General features: G+C 36.4%; 13 protein-coding genes. 11 read left to right on the top strand and 2 right to left on the bottom strand.

Annotation, left to right across the window (positions count from 1 at the left end; genetic code table 11):
- Positions 1-753, top strand: coding sequence for a hypothetical protein (locus ACB089_RS22450; protein ID WP_374964001.1), 753 nt, complete (start codon positions 1-3; stop codon positions 751-753).
- A 188-nt stretch (positions 754-941) separates the two neighbouring features.
- Positions 942-2,012 (top strand): glycosyltransferase, encoded by a 1,071-nt coding sequence (locus ACB089_RS22445; protein ID WP_374964000.1) that lies wholly within the window; start codon positions 942-944, stop codon positions 2,010-2,012.
- A gap of 383 nt (positions 2,013-2,395) precedes the next feature.
- Here ACB089_RS22445 and ACB089_RS22440 read toward each other — a convergent pair whose 3' ends face one another.
- Entirely contained in the window at positions 2,396-3,337 is a 942-nt protein-coding gene (locus ACB089_RS22440) for an NAD-dependent epimerase/dehydratase family protein (protein ID WP_374963999.1), read from the bottom strand.
- Between the two features lie 934 nt (positions 3,338-4,271).
- Here ACB089_RS22440 and ACB089_RS22435 point away from each other — a divergent pair.
- From ACB089_RS22435 to ACB089_RS22425, 3 genes are all read left to right on the top strand, one after another.
- A complete protein-coding gene (locus tag ACB089_RS22435) occupies positions 4,272-4,487 on the top strand; it encodes a beta-ketoacyl synthase N-terminal-like domain-containing protein (protein WP_374963998.1) in 216 nt (71 codons plus the stop codon).
- A 22-nt stretch (positions 4,488-4,509) separates the two neighbouring features.
- Complete coding sequence (locus ACB089_RS22430) at positions 4,510-5,190, top strand: DUF2306 domain-containing protein (RefSeq protein WP_374963997.1); 681 nt, start codon at positions 4,510-4,512, stop codon at positions 5,188-5,190.
- A gap of 344 nt (positions 5,191-5,534) precedes the next feature.
- Positions 5,535-7,730, top strand: a complete 2,196-nt coding sequence (locus tag ACB089_RS22425) for a DNA topoisomerase III (RefSeq protein ID WP_374963996.1) — start codon at positions 5,535-5,537, stop codon at positions 7,728-7,730.
- 97 nt (positions 7,731-7,827) lie between these two features.
- On the opposite strand, the gene ACB089_RS22420 is transcribed toward ACB089_RS22425, so the two are convergent.
- Complete coding sequence (locus ACB089_RS22420; protein ID WP_374963995.1) at positions 7,828-8,886, bottom strand: saccharopine dehydrogenase NADP-binding domain-containing protein; 1,059 nt, start codon at positions 8,884-8,886, stop codon at positions 7,828-7,830.
- 255 nt (positions 8,887-9,141) lie between these two features.
- Between ACB089_RS22420 and ACB089_RS22415 the strand changes: the two genes are divergently transcribed.
- The 6 genes from ACB089_RS22415 (at position 9,142) to ACB089_RS22390 (ending at position 15,402) form a co-directional block, all read left to right on the top strand.
- Positions 9,142-10,011 (top strand): MurR/RpiR family transcriptional regulator, encoded by an 870-nt coding sequence (locus tag ACB089_RS22415; protein WP_374963994.1) that lies wholly within the window; start codon positions 9,142-9,144, stop codon positions 10,009-10,011.
- Between the two features lie 5 nt (positions 10,012-10,016).
- Positions 10,017-11,132 carry a M20 peptidase aminoacylase family protein gene (locus tag ACB089_RS22410; RefSeq protein ID WP_374963993.1) on the top strand — a complete coding sequence of 372 codons (1,116 nt, stop codon included), beginning with the start codon at positions 10,017-10,019 and terminating at the stop codon, positions 11,130-11,132.
- A gap of 531 nt (positions 11,133-11,663) precedes the next feature.
- Positions 11,664-12,281: a TetR/AcrR family transcriptional regulator gene (locus tag ACB089_RS22405; protein ID WP_068985270.1), complete on the top strand. Its 618-nt coding sequence runs from the start codon at positions 11,664-11,666 to the stop codon at positions 12,279-12,281.
- Positions 12,282-12,289: 8 nt separating this feature from the next.
- Positions 12,290-12,550, top strand: coding sequence for a hypothetical protein (locus tag ACB089_RS22400; RefSeq protein WP_374963992.1), 261 nt, complete (start codon positions 12,290-12,292; stop codon positions 12,548-12,550).
- 53 nt (positions 12,551-12,603) lie between these two features.
- Positions 12,604-13,746, top strand: a complete 1,143-nt coding sequence (locus ACB089_RS22395; protein WP_374963991.1) for an acyl-CoA dehydrogenase — start codon at positions 12,604-12,606, stop codon at positions 13,744-13,746.
- 21 nt (positions 13,747-13,767) lie between these two features.
- Complete coding sequence (locus ACB089_RS22390) at positions 13,768-15,402, top strand: AMP-binding protein (RefSeq protein WP_374963990.1); 1,635 nt, start codon at positions 13,768-13,770, stop codon at positions 15,400-15,402.
- Positions 15,403-15,404: the final 2 nt, after the last annotated feature.

Genomic DNA, 15,404 nt, shown 5'->3' with positions numbered 1-15,404 from the left:
GTGTCAAAATTACAGCAGCGCTTAATGCGTGAACTGCAGCAAAATCGGAATATTAAAATTATCAAAACTGATGAATGGTGTATTCCGATTCGCACAGTAGAAGTGACCTATGAGCCAGTTCGTCGTTCCACTATGGATGTCTTAATGACGATGCTGTTAATAAGCATACAGGAAGCGGATTTTGCAAGTACACATGAATTAAGTGAGTTATTGCTAGTCGATCCGTTATTTATTGAGGATTTAGTATCATTAATGTCTCGATCCAGTCTTATTGAGCAAAAGGAAAACTTCTATAGATTAACATCTAAAGGGCAGCAGCAACTGGAACGTGGTATCTTTGAAGAGGAGCTAGATGTTGAAATGGCCAACCTTTACTATAGCCCATGCCATCTTGCATTTCTTACTGTCGACGAGGATAATATGGAAGAATATGACGATCTACCAGAGCTATATCGCTATGTGGATGAAGAGGCTGAGAAGCAGGAGCATTTTGAAGAAGCGATGTTAATAGATGCATTGCAGCAAGAGGATGATGGACAAGCTGGAGCCTCTCAAAAAATCATTTCTAAAATTGTTCAAACAGACGCTAAACAAATTAATGATAGCCCATGCCTTGAATTTGTTCTTTACAATAAAGAGCAGGATATTGTCTTTGTTCGTGTCTGGAATGCGTTGTTAAATCAATGGGATTCTTATTTAGAACAACAGCTCACAGAAAAAGAACAGCTACAATGGCGTGAAAAATACCTATAAGACGAAAAAACGGACGTGTATAGCGTTCGTTTTTTTATGCTTTTTGAGGTGGATGTCGATAAAACGGAAAAGTTGGGTGATAAATTCAAAAAGTTGAGCGATAAATAAAAAAGTTAGACGATAAAATGGAAAAATGCCTCGATAAATTTTCAAACTTGCATATATTAATACAAAAAAGGAGGGGACAGATGCTAACGATTAGTTTATGTATGATTGTCAAAAATGAAGAATGTATTATTGAAAGATGCCTAGATTCCGTTCAACATTTAGTGGATGAAATCAATATTATTGATACAGGCTCAACTGATCGTACAAAAGATATCGTCCGAAGCTATACCTCTCGAATTTTTGACTTTACATGGTGTGATGATTTTTCAAAAGCCCGTAACTTTTCCTTCCAGCAAGCAACGAAAGATTATATTTTTTGGCTCGATGCAGATGATGTGATTACAACAGAACATCAGCACAAGCTACTTCAGCTTAAGAATTCTCTCTATCCTAACGTCGATGCTGTTTCAATGGAATATTATGTAACGATGGATGCAGATGGCTGTGTAGAATCTAGTGAAAAAAGATTTCGTCTTGTCAAACGTGCACGTAATTTTCAGTGGCAGGGTGCCGTCCATGAGTATTTAGATGTTTCAGGTCAGCTCTATCATAGCGATATAGCGGTTACGCATTTGCCAAGAAAAAGTGATGTTCATCGCAATATTCGTATTTATGAGCGTTTAAAGAAAGAAGGGCACCCATTTTCAGCTAGAGATACATTTCATTATGCTAATGAGTTTAAAAATCATCAGCGATTTTTAGAAGCTATTAATCACTATACTAGTTTCCTAGATTCCACACTAGGCTCTACTGATAATAATATTCAGGCTTGCTTAAATTTAGCGGATTGCCATCAACAGCTACACGATTCAAAACAAGCAACCCAAGCTGTTTTACAATCATTATTGTATGATCGACCAAGACCTGAAACATGCTGTCGAATTGGTCATTTTTTTATGGAGCAATTGAAAAATAAAGAGGCGATTTATTGGTATTCACAAGCGTTGCAGCAACCTATAGAACAGACAATGGCTATTCACAAGCACGCTTATTCTACATGGCTTCCACATTTACAGCTAAGCTTGTTATACAATCGTTTGCGTCTCTATGAAAATGCCCATCAACATAATGAGGAAGCACGGAAATATAAGCCAAATGATCAGCGCATATTAGACAACCGAAAATACTTGTTAAGTCAGTTAAAGAAGTAAGGCTGTCATGGAAAGGGAACATCAATAAAATTAATATATATACCGTAACCAATTAACACCGATACAAAAACAATAATCGTCATAAAAATCACATTCCGAGGTCTGAAAGTTCGAGCATCCATTCATCCATCCCCTTTCGATTTAACGAATATCCTGTCAATCCAACATATGTGTTATAGAAGCTTGAGTATGATTTCAATGTAAACATTTTTTATTTAGGTCTATAAAAAAGTAGGTGATGAAAAACAATTCGTTTTTCATCACCTACTTTTAATAGAATTAGGGCCATCACAACCAGTCAAACTTCGGGTAACGGTTGTTGTCTCATTGGTTTGACGGGTAAGATACTATATGATTTTTTGTTCTCGACAGTTGTCATTAAATTATTTATAGGCTGTTTTATACCAATCAACCGTTTGCCGTATCGCTTCATCTTGGGGGGTAATTGAAATTGGAAATTTTCCCTTGAATTTTTTCGAATCTACAACAAAATCGTATAAGTGCTGGTACATTAATTCTTTAAGCTCTTTCATATCGGAATTAAATAATCCTGCAATATTAACAATAAACTTCCCAGCAACTCTATACTTAGCTGTTGTACCAAGCTCATCTGCAACTTTTTGTACAATTGTGCGTGTAGTATTAGGTTCGTTAGTAGGGATATGCCAAATTTCGCCTAATGCATCTTCATGTTCTCCAAGCATTATAAGTCCTTTAGCAAAATCACGTATAAAAATATAGGAGTGTTTTGTATCAGGATTCCCCAGAAGATCTGCTGGCTTTCCTTCCATTAAATTTTTAATTACTTGTTCCCCTAATGCTGAAGTTTTGACACGTGGTCCATAAAAATCCGTACCGCGACCAATCGTTGCTTGAACCTTACCAGATTTATGCGCATTCATTAATTTTGTTGCTACTTCAGCCCGCACTTTTGTTTTCATACCAACTGTATTATATGAAGCATTTTCGTTAAGTGGTTTGTCATGAGGACCGTATGCATAGAGATTATCTGCGTAAACTATTTTAATCTGTTGAATTGCAGCTGCTTCGATAATATTATCCATCATTATTGGAAATAACTCTGCCCAAGATGAATAGGGAAGTCCTAGGCAATGATAAAGGACTGAAATTTTATGAGAATTACAAATATCCATTACACTTTCTAGTTTCGTAGCATCTCCTTTTATGACCTTTACAGACGGAGGAACATCCGCTTTTCCACTCGTATTCACTAAAAGTACATTATTACCTTCTTGAATAAGCTGATCCATTATCGCTAGTCCTAGTGGACCTGTTCCAAAAATTGCATGATATTCATTTTTCATTTAGAAGTACCTCCCAAAAATAGTTTATTTATGTTTTTTACTCAAAAAATAAAACGATGTATCTTCCTCTGAACGAGAATATTTGTTTGTAAAGTTCAATAAATTTTTGCTTCAACTCTAATTGATTGATTGACAATTCTATAAAAAATAATAACTATTTCTTTCTCTAATAGCCTAATTTCATAGTAAGAACCCCAATCATTGTGTGAATTAAATTTATAATTTTCAGACTAACGTGTTTGACTGCAAGTTACCATTAGCTTGAATTATCAATTTTTGTCTAATATCTAGCAAAAAAGGATTTTACAATTTCAAAAGATAAAAGGATAATGACTGCAAAAGTGAGGATAAAATGTAAAATATTGTAAATTAAGATTTTTAACTAATCAAGTTCCTATTCTTTGTAATTTCAAATTTAATTTATTATGCAGACAAAAATAATTTTACAACTTCAAAAGATAAATGGATAATGATTAAAAATGTAAAATATTTCTATAAAAGGTATTCAGTTGATAATTATTACTAAATAATATTGTAATTTGCAGCTTTTTTTTTCAATATATTTCCACTAATAGATATAAATACTTTGAATGAAAATTACAAATTAATGAAAATTTTAAATTTTTCACATAAATTTAATACAATATTTTTGGCTCATCACCAAAAGTTGTGGATGACATTTGTTAAAACATATACTATATAAATAAGTTGATTGGAGTGGAGGCTGGGTGACTCCTTGGGGATCAGCGTCACAGATGAGACCCTGGAGCGAGCAACGCGAGTGAAGCGGCTCATCGGACGCCCCCAGGAAAGCGCCCAGTCGGAACGGAAATCAACCACACGTTTTGGTGATGAACCATATTTTTGTTAATAATGTAAAATGATGTTATATTTTGTTGGTATTTTTCTAAAAATTGTAAAACGGGAGATAGGCATGAATCAAAAAAATGAGCCAATTGCAATTATTGGAATGGGATGTGAATTCCCTGGTAATGGTAATAATCCAGGTCAATTTTGGAATAACATTTTAGAGGGAAAGGATTCTATAACGGAGATACCAAAAGATAGGTGGAACATTAATCGTTATTATGATCCTAATAGTAAAAAAAGAGGTGAAACCAAAGCTAAATGGGGAGGCCTAGTTTCTTAAAACAGGAAGGTGGTCTGTATTCTTGACAGAATCCAGTAAAATAAAAATGTTTTTTAAATGGAGCATGTTTGTATTAGGGATTAGTATCGTTATATATGCCATTATCCAATATGGGATTATCGGTTTGGTTGACTCTGGATTTTATTATGTGAAAGTGTATTATTATCAAGAAAAGCTTTCGAGTATATGGGATATGATGATACTTATCCATATTATCGGTTCTTCAATTCCGTTACTTATTGGTCCCTTTTTATTTGTTAAAAAGATTCGCAGAGATAAGTTGGCTGTCCACAGAATCATGGGATATGCATATGTGGGAGGAATTCTAATTGGAGGAATATCAGGTTTTTATACTGCCTTTTATTCAACTGGAGGGGTTGTTTCCCATATTGGTTTTATTCTCCTTTCAATTTTATGGATTTATTCAGGCCTGATGGTGACTAACTACGCTATAAAAGGTGAGAATTACTTTCATCGAGCGTGGGCGATTAGAAGTTATAGTTTAACATTTGTTGCTGTCACATTACGTTTATGGCTTGGGCTCTTTGCTCTTATATTTGGCGGTGAAGCTTATGTATCATATTATGTAGTGATCGCTTGGCTATGTTGGGTGCCAAACTTAATTATAGCTTGGATTTATACTGCTCCTATTATCAAAAAGGGAATGTGGAATAGAGAAAAAAATGGCTTTAATCGGCTTTAGAAGCATCTTGTTTGTAAGTATGTTTTTGTAGAGAACGGTAAAAGTTATGGACTGAATGGTTTATGCCACCCAGTCCATTCTTTTTTACAAAATTATAGCTATATCAAATTTTTACTCCTTTTAAACAACTGCTGTCTAGTGCTTTCATTGCAACACATTAGAGTTTAGATATTTAAGCACGTCATTCATCAATCTTTTTCACAAAAAACAGTAAACCATAAAAAAGTTGCAGCTCTAATACTAGCTGTAAGCTTATGGAGGTTATATAGATAGTTCAAAACAATTTCTGCATTTTAATTTGTGGTATATTAGACATTACATAGTTAGTAAAGGAGTACGAATATATGGTTAAAAGTGTAGTTATTGCTGAAAAACCTTCAGTTGCACGTGATATAGCAAATGTCTTGAAATGTAATAAAAAGGGGAACGGATTTTTAGAGGGTGACAAATATATTGTTACTTGGGCATTAGGGCATTTAGTAACATTAGCCGATCCAGAAGCCTACGATAATAAATATAAAACATGGAATTTAGAAGACCTTCCGATGTTGCCAGAACGAATGAAGCTAGTCGTGATGAAGCAAACAGGTAAGCAATTTAATGCGGTCAAATCACAGTTAACTCGTAATGATGTAAATGAAATCATTGTGGCTACTGATGCTGGGCGTGAAGGGGAATTAGTTGCTCGATGGATTATAGAAAAAACAAATGTGAAAAAGCCGATTAAACGTTTGTGGATTTCTTCTGTCACAGATAAAGCTATTAAAGAAGGATTTGCTAATTTAAAGCCGGGTAAAAACTACGAGAATTTATATGCTGCTGCTGTCGCTCGTTCTGAAGCAGATTGGTACATTGGCTTAAATGCGACACGTGCGCTAACAACAAGATTTAACGCACAGCTGAACTGTGGTCGTGTACAAACCCCAACGGTTGCAATGATTGCCGCACGCGAAGATGAAATTAAAAACTTCAAACCACAAACGTACTATGGCATTGAAGCACAAACAGATTCGTTAAAGCTGACATGGCAAGATGCGAACGGAAATTCACGTAGCTTTAATAAAGAAAAAACAGACGGTATTGTAAAGGCATTAGGCAACCAAGATGCAAAAATTGTTGCAATTGACCGCAAGCCTAAAAAGTCATTTGCCCCAGGTCTTTATGACTTAACAGAATTACAACGTGATGCCAATAAATTATTTGGCTATTCTGCAAAAGAAACATTAAATATCATGCAAAAGCTGTATGAATCTCATAAAGTGCTAACATACCCTCGTACGGATTCTCGTTATTTATCGTCTGATATTGTAGGCACATTACCTGAGCGTCTAAAAGCATGTGGCATTGGCGAATATCGTACATTAACAAATAAGATCTTAACAAAGCCAATTAAAGCGAATAAATCATTTGTAGATGATAGTAAAGTATCCGATCACCATGCCATCATTCCAACTGAAGGCTATGTGAATTTATCGGCATTCAATGATAAAGAGCGTAAAATTTATGATTTAGTAGTAAAACGATTTTTAGCTGTATTATTCCCAGCGCAAGAATATGAGCAATTAACAGTACAAGCTCAAATTGGTCATGAGAAATTTATTGCCAAAGGAAAAACCGTAATAAATGCTGGGTGGAAAGAAGTGTATCAAAATCGTTTTGACGATGAAGAGTCATCGGATGATGTGAAAGAGCAAGTGCTTCCTCGTTTAGAACAAGGACAAGTATTAAAAACAAAGCTAATCGCTCAAACATCTGGTCAAACAAAACCACCAGCACGCTTTACAGAGGCGACATTGCTATCAGCTATGGAAAATCCTACGAAGTATATGGAAACGAACGACAAGAAGCTTGTAGATACTTTGAAATCAACAGGTGGACTAGGGACAGTTGCAACACGAGCAGATATTATCGAAAAGCTATTTAATTCATTCTTAATTGAAAAACGTAGTGGTGGTAAAGAAATTTATATTACTTCTAAAGGTCGTCAATTGCTTGACTTAGTGCCTGAAGAATTACGTTCCCCAGCGACAACAGCCGAGTGGGAGCAAAAGCTTGAGCTCATTTCAAAAGGTAAGTTGAAAAAAGACGTGTTTATCAATGAAATGAAAAAGCACACAAAAGAAATAGTTGCTGAAATTAAAGCAAGTGATAAAAAATATAAGCATGACAATATCTCAACAAAGTCTTGTCCTGATTGTGGTAAGCCAATGCTTGAGGTAAACGGTAAAAAAGGTAAAATGCTTGTCTGCCAAGATCGTGACTGTGGTCATCGTAAAAATGTATCACGTGTTACAAACGCACGTTGCCCTCAATGTAAGAAAAAGCTAGAGCTACGTGGTGAAGGTGAAGGTCAAATCTTCGTATGTAAATGTGGCTATCGTGAAAAATTATCTGCATTTGAAGCCCGTCGTAAAAAAGAAGGCGGCGGTAAGGTAGATAAACGTAGCGTACAAAAGTATATGAAGCAGCAAGAAAAAGAAGTGGAACCGATTAATAATGCGTTTGCGGATTTATTAAAAGGGATGAAGTTTGATGAATAGGCAAAAAATGTGCAAATCTAATTTTAGATTTGCACATTTTTATTGCTTATGTTGTTTGTTTTAGCAATGGCATAAAATTTGATTTCACTGTAATCCTTTATTTTTCAATTTCCTCGATAACGATGTCGGGGCAATTTATTTCGGAGAGCAATTCATCTATATCTGTTATTTCAAAAGGGGAAACTACACCTTTCACCTTTTTTTGTTGAGCAATTTTTGCTAAAGAAGCAGTTGCCATGGCTGTTGTGTGATAATCAGAAAAAGTTGATAAGGCTAATGTTTTTACCTTCTCTTTGTGATCGATTATTCCTTTTACCTCAACCGTAAGAAAAGCATGTTCATTTTTATGAGGCTTATGTTTTACTACCTTTGCTAGAACATCCTTGTACTTATGAACGTTTTCTATGAAACCAACTTGTCTTAAAAAAGATACTAGTTTATTGAAAGCATTAACATTCCAAGCAGTCCAATAATTAATAGAGTTAATGCCCAACTTGTCTTTTAAAATAGCTTTTTCTGAATGGTCTATACATCTTATCTCTTTTTCTTTAAGGTGATGAAGGAAATACATTTTTCTTTTATTAGTAAATCCAGAGATCACTTTGTTTTCAAACTTTACTGGTTGGGCAATTATATGTAACATATCTAAAATTCCAGAAATTCCAGCTTTAGCATTTGTATTTTGCAATAATCCGACATTAATCTCTGTTACTTCTGAAAAATTTGAAATAGCCTTTTTGACCATTAATCCTGATAATCCAGGGAAAAACCCAGACATGACAACTAAACCTACATCATGGTTTTCTGCATCTTCATTAAGCTCGTTAACTTTCTCTACAAAGTCATAAAATGGTGTGACATCTATACATAATATCTTATTTTCTATACATGCTTTTTGGATATATGGATTTTTCTGCTTCAATACGACAACTACAGTATCAATATTTTTTATTACCTGTTTTACATTTTCTTCATCATTTGCATTTAAATATTGGAATTGAGCATCTGTGTTAAAAGAGTTGGCTAATTTTTCTCCTCTTTCAGTTTTATAGTCCGTCACTATTAACCTTATTTGATGATTATATATTCTTAGTAATTCATGGCAAACTAATTGACCAAGAACGCCAGATGCTCCTACAACCATAATCTTTTTCATAATTCTACAATCACCCGTTTTATTTAATAAATAGTGTAATTTGTTTTCTTTTAATTATACATGAAATAGAAAAAGTGGTACAACAATCCAATCTTGTTTTGAATAGAAAGGCTATTGAATAGGCTGGTAGCTTAAAAAACAATGTAAACTGAAATTTCAGAAAATAAATTGAATTGCGAAAAAACTATGCTAGGCTATGTACCATGCAGAATGAAGTTTAAACTTCAAAAATAAAATAAAAAAGGATGTACTTCTTTGGGAGACAATCAAACAATTCAACAAGCCATTCAACATAAATATCAGGAGCTTTCAAAAAGTCAGCAAAAGGTAGCGAGCTTTATCCTCAAAAATTTGCAGACTGTTGGTGTTCATTCAGCTGCATATGTTGGGGAAAAATCCGGCGTGAGTGAAACGACGGTCATCCGCTTTTGCTATGCATTAGGATTATCGGGTTATGCTGAGTTGCAGCGAGAGGTAACGATGCATCTTTTCAATGAAGGCAATACGAGTAGCTTGCAAAATTATGTGCAGTCAAAGCAAGCACTTTTCGAAACGCCACGATTTTATGAAAAAACGATGGAGAAGGACGCCACGCGCATTTTAAATGTGGCCAAGAATATTAGCGAGGAAGATTTTAATCGTGCTTCGATGCTACTACATACAAAGAAAAAGATCTATATTGCGGGGAATGGTTCATCACATTTAGCTGCACAATGGCTGTATTTTACGTTAAATATGTTACGTCCTAACGTTGTGCTTTTAGATTTTGAAACTAGTGAAATCATTAGAGCTTTACAAGAAATTGATCAGGATAGTGTGGTAATTATTTTATCGTTCCATCGTTATGCTAAAGAACCGATTCAATTTGCCGCTGAAATTCAAGAAAAAAATTGCGAGATTATTGGTATTACAGATTGTGAAATTTCACCAATTACGCAATATGCGACGATTACCTTTGTGAATGAACAACAAGAAATGTCTACGATTGACGCAATGCCAGCACTCATCTCATTTTTAAATACACTAATTGCGGGAATGACAGCGCAAAATCACGACTATTATGAAAATCAGCGCGTAAAATATGATAATTTCCAAAATAGCTTTTTAGCAAATCGATGGAGTTGAAAAAAATGAATCAAGTTTTACAAAACTTACAGCCAAGATTGGCTAATATATTTACACATTTACATGCGCATCCGGAAATCAGCTGGCAAGAGCATGAAACCACACAATATATTGCTGATTTATTGCGAGAGGCACAAATGGAGCCTCATTTATTCGATGATATGACAGGACTTTATGTTGATATTGGTAAAGGGACACCAAAAGTTGGCTTTCGTACTGATATAGATGCGCTTTGGCAGGAGGTAGATGGTGTCTTTAAGGCAAATCATTCTTGTGGACATGACGGTCATATGACGATGGCTATTGGGACGGCACTACTTTTAAAGGACATGGAGCCCTTACTTTCTGGAGCGGTGCGTATACTTTTTCAACCCGCTGAAGAAAAGGGACAAGGGGCTAGTGCATTTGTCGAGAAGGGGTTAATTGATAGTTTAGAATACTTATTTGGTGTCCATGTGCGTCCGTTAAAAGAATTGCAGGATGGAACGTACGCCCCGGCATTGTATCATGGTGCAGCAAAGCTATTTACTGGGACTATTATTGGGGAAGAGGCACATGGCGCACGACCTGAACTCGGCATTAATGCGATTGAAGTAGGGACAGCGATTGTCGAAGGTCTACAAAAAATTTGGACGGACCCGAATGTCTCCGCATCAGTCAAAATGACGCAATTTAATACAGGAGGTAACTCCGCAAATATTATTCCAGGGAAAGCAACATTTAGTATTGATGCACGGGCGCAAACAAATGAAATAATGCAAACGATCACAGAAGGCGTTGAACGTGTAAGGGCATCGATAGAAGCAATGTATGGTGCCAAAATTTCCTTAAATGTAGATGCGCATATTGTTGCAGCATTAGTAAATGAAGAGGCCTTACAGCATATGAATTCGGCTATTATTGACGTTGTTGGTGAAAAAGCATGTGCTTTACCAGTTGTCACTCCAGGAGGAGAGGATTTTCATTTTTATACGTATGGGCGTCCTAATCTGAAAGCAACAATGCTTGGCTTAGGTTGTGGTGTAACACCGGGATTACATCATCCGAAAATGACGTTTAATCGTGAGCGACTTATTACAGGTGTGAACATTATCACGAGAGCCATTTTACGAGCTTTATAAAGTGAAGGGGTTTAGGGTAGAGAAACACAGACATCTCCTGGGACATAATGAGCTGATCGTAATGGGAAAGAGAAATCGAACATCATCGATTTCTCTTTTTTTGATTTTTAGTAATAAAAACAAGGTGGAAATCATACAGTAAATGTGTGTTTGTTCATTTGTTTCGCGAAGTATAATTCTGTTTTATGTAAAATAAATTCTCGTAAAATCTATTTTATTGCTAGACACTAAAATTTGTAAATGCTATATTGATATTGTCATAGTATTTTTATAATTTAGAAAAATAACGATTCATCATCAAAATTTGGGGATTGCATTTATTCAAACTTATGGAATATATAGAAGTTGTTTGGAGTGGAGGACTCCTCTGGGATTGGCGTCTCGGACGAGAACCTGGAGCACAAGCAGGAAAGCCCCCAGTCAGAACAAAAATCAACTTTACGTTATGATGATGAACCAATAAAGTAGAAGTTTTTTTCTGATTATAAAGAGTGATGGAGTAAAGAGCAATATGAAGGATGATAGATGCCTATGGTAAAGAAAACGTTAAAACAACGCATTGTTGACGCTTCTGTAGTGCTGTTTCAGCAGGATGGCTATCACAATGTAACTGTTGATCGCATTGTTGAATATATTGGTGCATCAAAAGGTGGATTTTATCATAATTTTAAATCGAAAGATGAACTGTTATATGAAATTCATGATGTATTTATTTCTTATGTTATTAAACAGTCACAGGAGGCATATGACAAATACGATACACCGATTACTCGTTTATGTGCAATGCTACAAACGCTGACACAAGTATTTGATATGTATCAAGCACATATAACGGTTTTTTACGAGGAAAGTCGTTCATTGCCAGAAGAATATAGTGAAATTATTCATAAAAAACGAGATCAATATCGGGATATTTTACAAAAAGTCATAGAGGAAGGCCAGCAAACGAAGGATTTTCGTACAGAACTACCTTGTACTATTGTAACGATGGCTATTGTTGGCATGATTAACTGGACATACAAATGGTTTAAACAAACGGGTCCATTGACAATGGAGGAAATTACAGCTGTATTTACGGATATGGTATTGCGTGCGATTGTCACTGAACAAGCAATGAAAGAAGCAGTTCAATTTATGGTTAAGGGGTAGCCAGCACAATGACTGGTTTTATCTTCATTCAGCAAAATGTTTTTGTAACGAAAGCGTCAGCTACAAATGTTTTCTGTGCGAAAGCGAAGCGACAGCTACAAATGTTTTCTGTGCGAAAGCGAAGCGACAGCAACAAAATGTTTTCTGTAGCGAAAGCGAAGCGACAGCTACAAATGTTTTCTGTGCGAAAGCGAAGCGACAGCAACAATTACGCCAAGGCGAAATTGATTAATCGTTCAAACAAACCGACTAGTCGGTATTTATTGTAACTGTCATCTGAACGAAATCTGCTATGGCAAATTTGAAATTAGGGGGATTAGGGATGAACTTTGAGCTAACGAAAGAGCAAGAGATGATTCGAGACATGGTGCGTGATTTTGCAGAAAAAGAAATTGAACCGTATGCTCGTGAGGTTGACGAGACATCGACAATGAGAATAGAAAGCTTTAAAAAAATGGCGGAACTAGGGTTATTAGGTATTCCATTCCCTGAAGAATACGGCGGTTCAGGTGGGGATACAGTTTCCTACGCAATTGCTGTTGAAGAGATTGGTCGTGCATGTGGGGGCACAGGTTTGAGCTATGCAGCAGCAGTTAGCCTAGGTGCTTCACCTATTTATAACTTCGGGACAGAGGAGCAAAAGCAGGAATGGCTTGTTCCGTTAGCGAAGGGTGAAACGTTAGGTTCATTTGGCTTAACAGAGCCCAATGCAGGTTCAGATGCTGGTGGGACACTTACAACAGCCGTAATTGATGGTGATGATTACATCATTAATGGTGAAAAATGCTGGATCACAAATGCTGGCTATGCACGTCAAATAATTGTGACAGCAGTGACAGGTAAACGTGAAGATGGTAAAAAAATTATCTCATCTATCATAGTTCCAACCAACACTCCTGGCGTAACGATCAACTGCAATTACGACAAAATGGGCGTACGTGGCTCCAATACATGTGAGATTGTTTTGCAAAACGTGCGTGTACCAAGAGCTAATCTTTTAGGAGATGAAAAACGCGGATTTAGTCAATTTTTAAACACTTTAGATGGAGGACGTATTTCCATTGCTGCATTATCTGTAGGGATTGCACAAGCTGCTTATGAGAAAGCGTTAAAATACGCAAAAGAACGTGAACAATTTGGTGCACCAATATCAAAGCTACAGGCTATACAATTTAAATTAGCCGATATGGCAATGGAAATAGAGCTTGCGCGTACGTTAGTACATAAGGCGGCATGGCTTAAAGATCAAAAGAAACCATTTGGGAAGGAAGCTGCAATGGCAAAATTATTTGCTTCTGAAATGGGCTTCCGTACTTGTAATCAAGCAATTCAAATTCATGGTGGTTCAGGGTATATGAAAGAATACGATGTAGAGCGTCATCTGCGTGACATTAAGTTAATGGAAATCGGTGAGGGAACATCTGAAATTCAGCGTCTCGTTATTTCTCGTCTAATTGGCTGTTAATCATAATTAAGGGGGATTTTCATGGCAGAGCTTGTGTATCAAACTATTGGTCAATTGCTAGATGAACAATCGAAAAAGTATCCACAGCGCGAAGCATTAGTGTATGCAGATAGAGATTTACGTATGACATATGAGGAACTAAATCGTCAAAGTCGCCTAGTAGCGAGGGGATTAATGGCTCTTGGAATAGAGAAGGGTGAACATATTGCAGTGTGGACGACGAATGTTCCTGAATGGGTACAACTGCAATTTGGGACAGGGAAAATGGGTGCCCCAATCGTTACCGTAAATACTAATTACCGTGCAAGTGAGTTGGAATATTTACTAAAGCAATCCGATGCGACAACGATATTTTTAATTGAAAATTATCGCGACCATTCATTTATGAATACACTGCAAGAGTTATGTCCAGAGCTTAAACATTGTGAACCAGGTAATTTGCAATCAAAGCGACTACCTTTATTGAAAAATGTTATTTTAATTGGCGAGACGAAATATCCCGGAGTGCTTAATTGGTCGGATGTTTTATCTGCTGCTGAGCAAGTAACAGAGGAGCAATTAGATCAGAGACAGCAAGCACTTCATTATGATGATGTTATTAATATTCAATATACTTCAGGAACGACAGGTTTTCCGAAAGGGGTTATGTTAACGCATTACAACTTAGTCAATAATGCGATAAATATTGCAGAATGTATGCGATTAACTTCTGAAGATCGTTTGTGCATACCTGTACCATTTTTCCACTGTTTTGGCTGTGTGATTGGAACATTAGCGATTACAACTTGTGGCGGAACAATGGTGCCTGTGCAGGAATTTTCACCTGCTGAAGTGTTGCGGACGGTTGAAAAAGAAAAATGTACCGCATTACATGGCGTGCCAACGATGTTTATCAGTGAACTTAATTTACCGAATTTTTCGTCTTTTGATCTATCGACATTACGTACAGGTGTAATGGCTGGCTCAAACTGCCCTATAGAGGTGATGAAGGCTGTTATCGACAAAATGGGTATGAAGGATATTACGATCTGCTACGGGCAAACGGAAGCTTCACCTGTTATTACACAAACGAGATCAGATGACCCGCTATCTTTAAAAGTGGAAACAGTCGGTCGTGCATTGCCGAATCTAGAAGTGAAAATTGTCATTCCTGGTACAAACGAAGAAGCTGCGCCGAATGAACAAGGGGAGCTATGTACGAGAGGTTACCACGTCATGAAAGGTTACTATAATAACCCAGAAGAAACGCTTCTTGCAATTAATGAAGACAACTGGCTGCATACTGGGGATTTAGCAACGATGGATGAGGCTGGCTATATTCGTGTAACAGGGCGTTTAAAAGATATGATCATCCGTGGTGGTGAAAATTTATATCCTCGTGAAATTGAAGAATTTCTTTACACACATCCGAAAATTTCAGATGTGCAAGTTGCTGGTGTCCCTGATCCTATCTATGGGGAGGAAGCGGCAGCTTGGATTATTTTGCGAGAAGGCGAGCAAGCAACAGAGGAAGAGATCCGCGATTATTGTCGGGATAAAATTTCAAGACATAAAATCCCACGACATATTTTCTTTATCGATAACTATCCGATGACTGCATCAGGGAAAGTTCAAAAATATAGATTACGTGAGAATTTTGTTGCCGTAGTGAAGTAAGA

Origin of the sequence: Lysinibacillus sp. RS10 (genome assembly GCF_041956855.1) — a bacterium.
Lineage (GTDB): Bacteria > Bacillota > Bacilli > Bacillales_A > Planococcaceae > Lysinibacillus > Lysinibacillus xylanilyticus_A.
Note: the sequence above shows the minus strand (reverse complement) of the source record. Positions and strands in the feature narration are given on the sequence as shown.

Coding starts and splice junctions, on each gene's coding strand:
- ACB089_RS22395 (WP_374963991.1), top strand. CDS start 12,604: ATGAACTTTGAGCTAACGAAAGAGCAAGAGATGATTCGAGACATGGTG.
- ACB089_RS22440 (WP_374963999.1), bottom strand. CDS start 3,337: ATGAAAAATGAATATCATGCAATTTTTGGAACAGGTCCACTAGGACTA.
- ACB089_RS22435 (WP_374963998.1), top strand. CDS start 4,272: ATGAATCAAAAAAATGAGCCAATTGCAATTATTGGAATGGGATGTGAA.
- ACB089_RS22445 (WP_374964000.1), top strand. CDS start 942: ATGCTAACGATTAGTTTATGTATGATTGTCAAAAATGAAGAATGTATT.
- ACB089_RS22420 (WP_374963995.1), bottom strand. CDS start 8,886: ATGAAAAAGATTATGGTTGTAGGAGCATCTGGCGTTCTTGGTCAATTA.
- ACB089_RS22405 (WP_068985270.1), top strand. CDS start 11,664: ATGGTAAAGAAAACGTTAAAACAACGCATTGTTGACGCTTCTGTAGTG.
- ACB089_RS22410 (WP_374963993.1), top strand. CDS start 10,017: ATGAATCAAGTTTTACAAAACTTACAGCCAAGATTGGCTAATATATTT.
- ACB089_RS22390 (WP_374963990.1), top strand. CDS start 13,768: ATGGCAGAGCTTGTGTATCAAACTATTGGTCAATTGCTAGATGAACAA.
- ACB089_RS22400 (WP_374963992.1), top strand. CDS start 12,290: ATGACTGGTTTTATCTTCATTCAGCAAAATGTTTTTGTAACGAAAGCG.
- ACB089_RS22425 (WP_374963996.1), top strand. CDS start 5,535: ATGGTTAAAAGTGTAGTTATTGCTGAAAAACCTTCAGTTGCACGTGAT.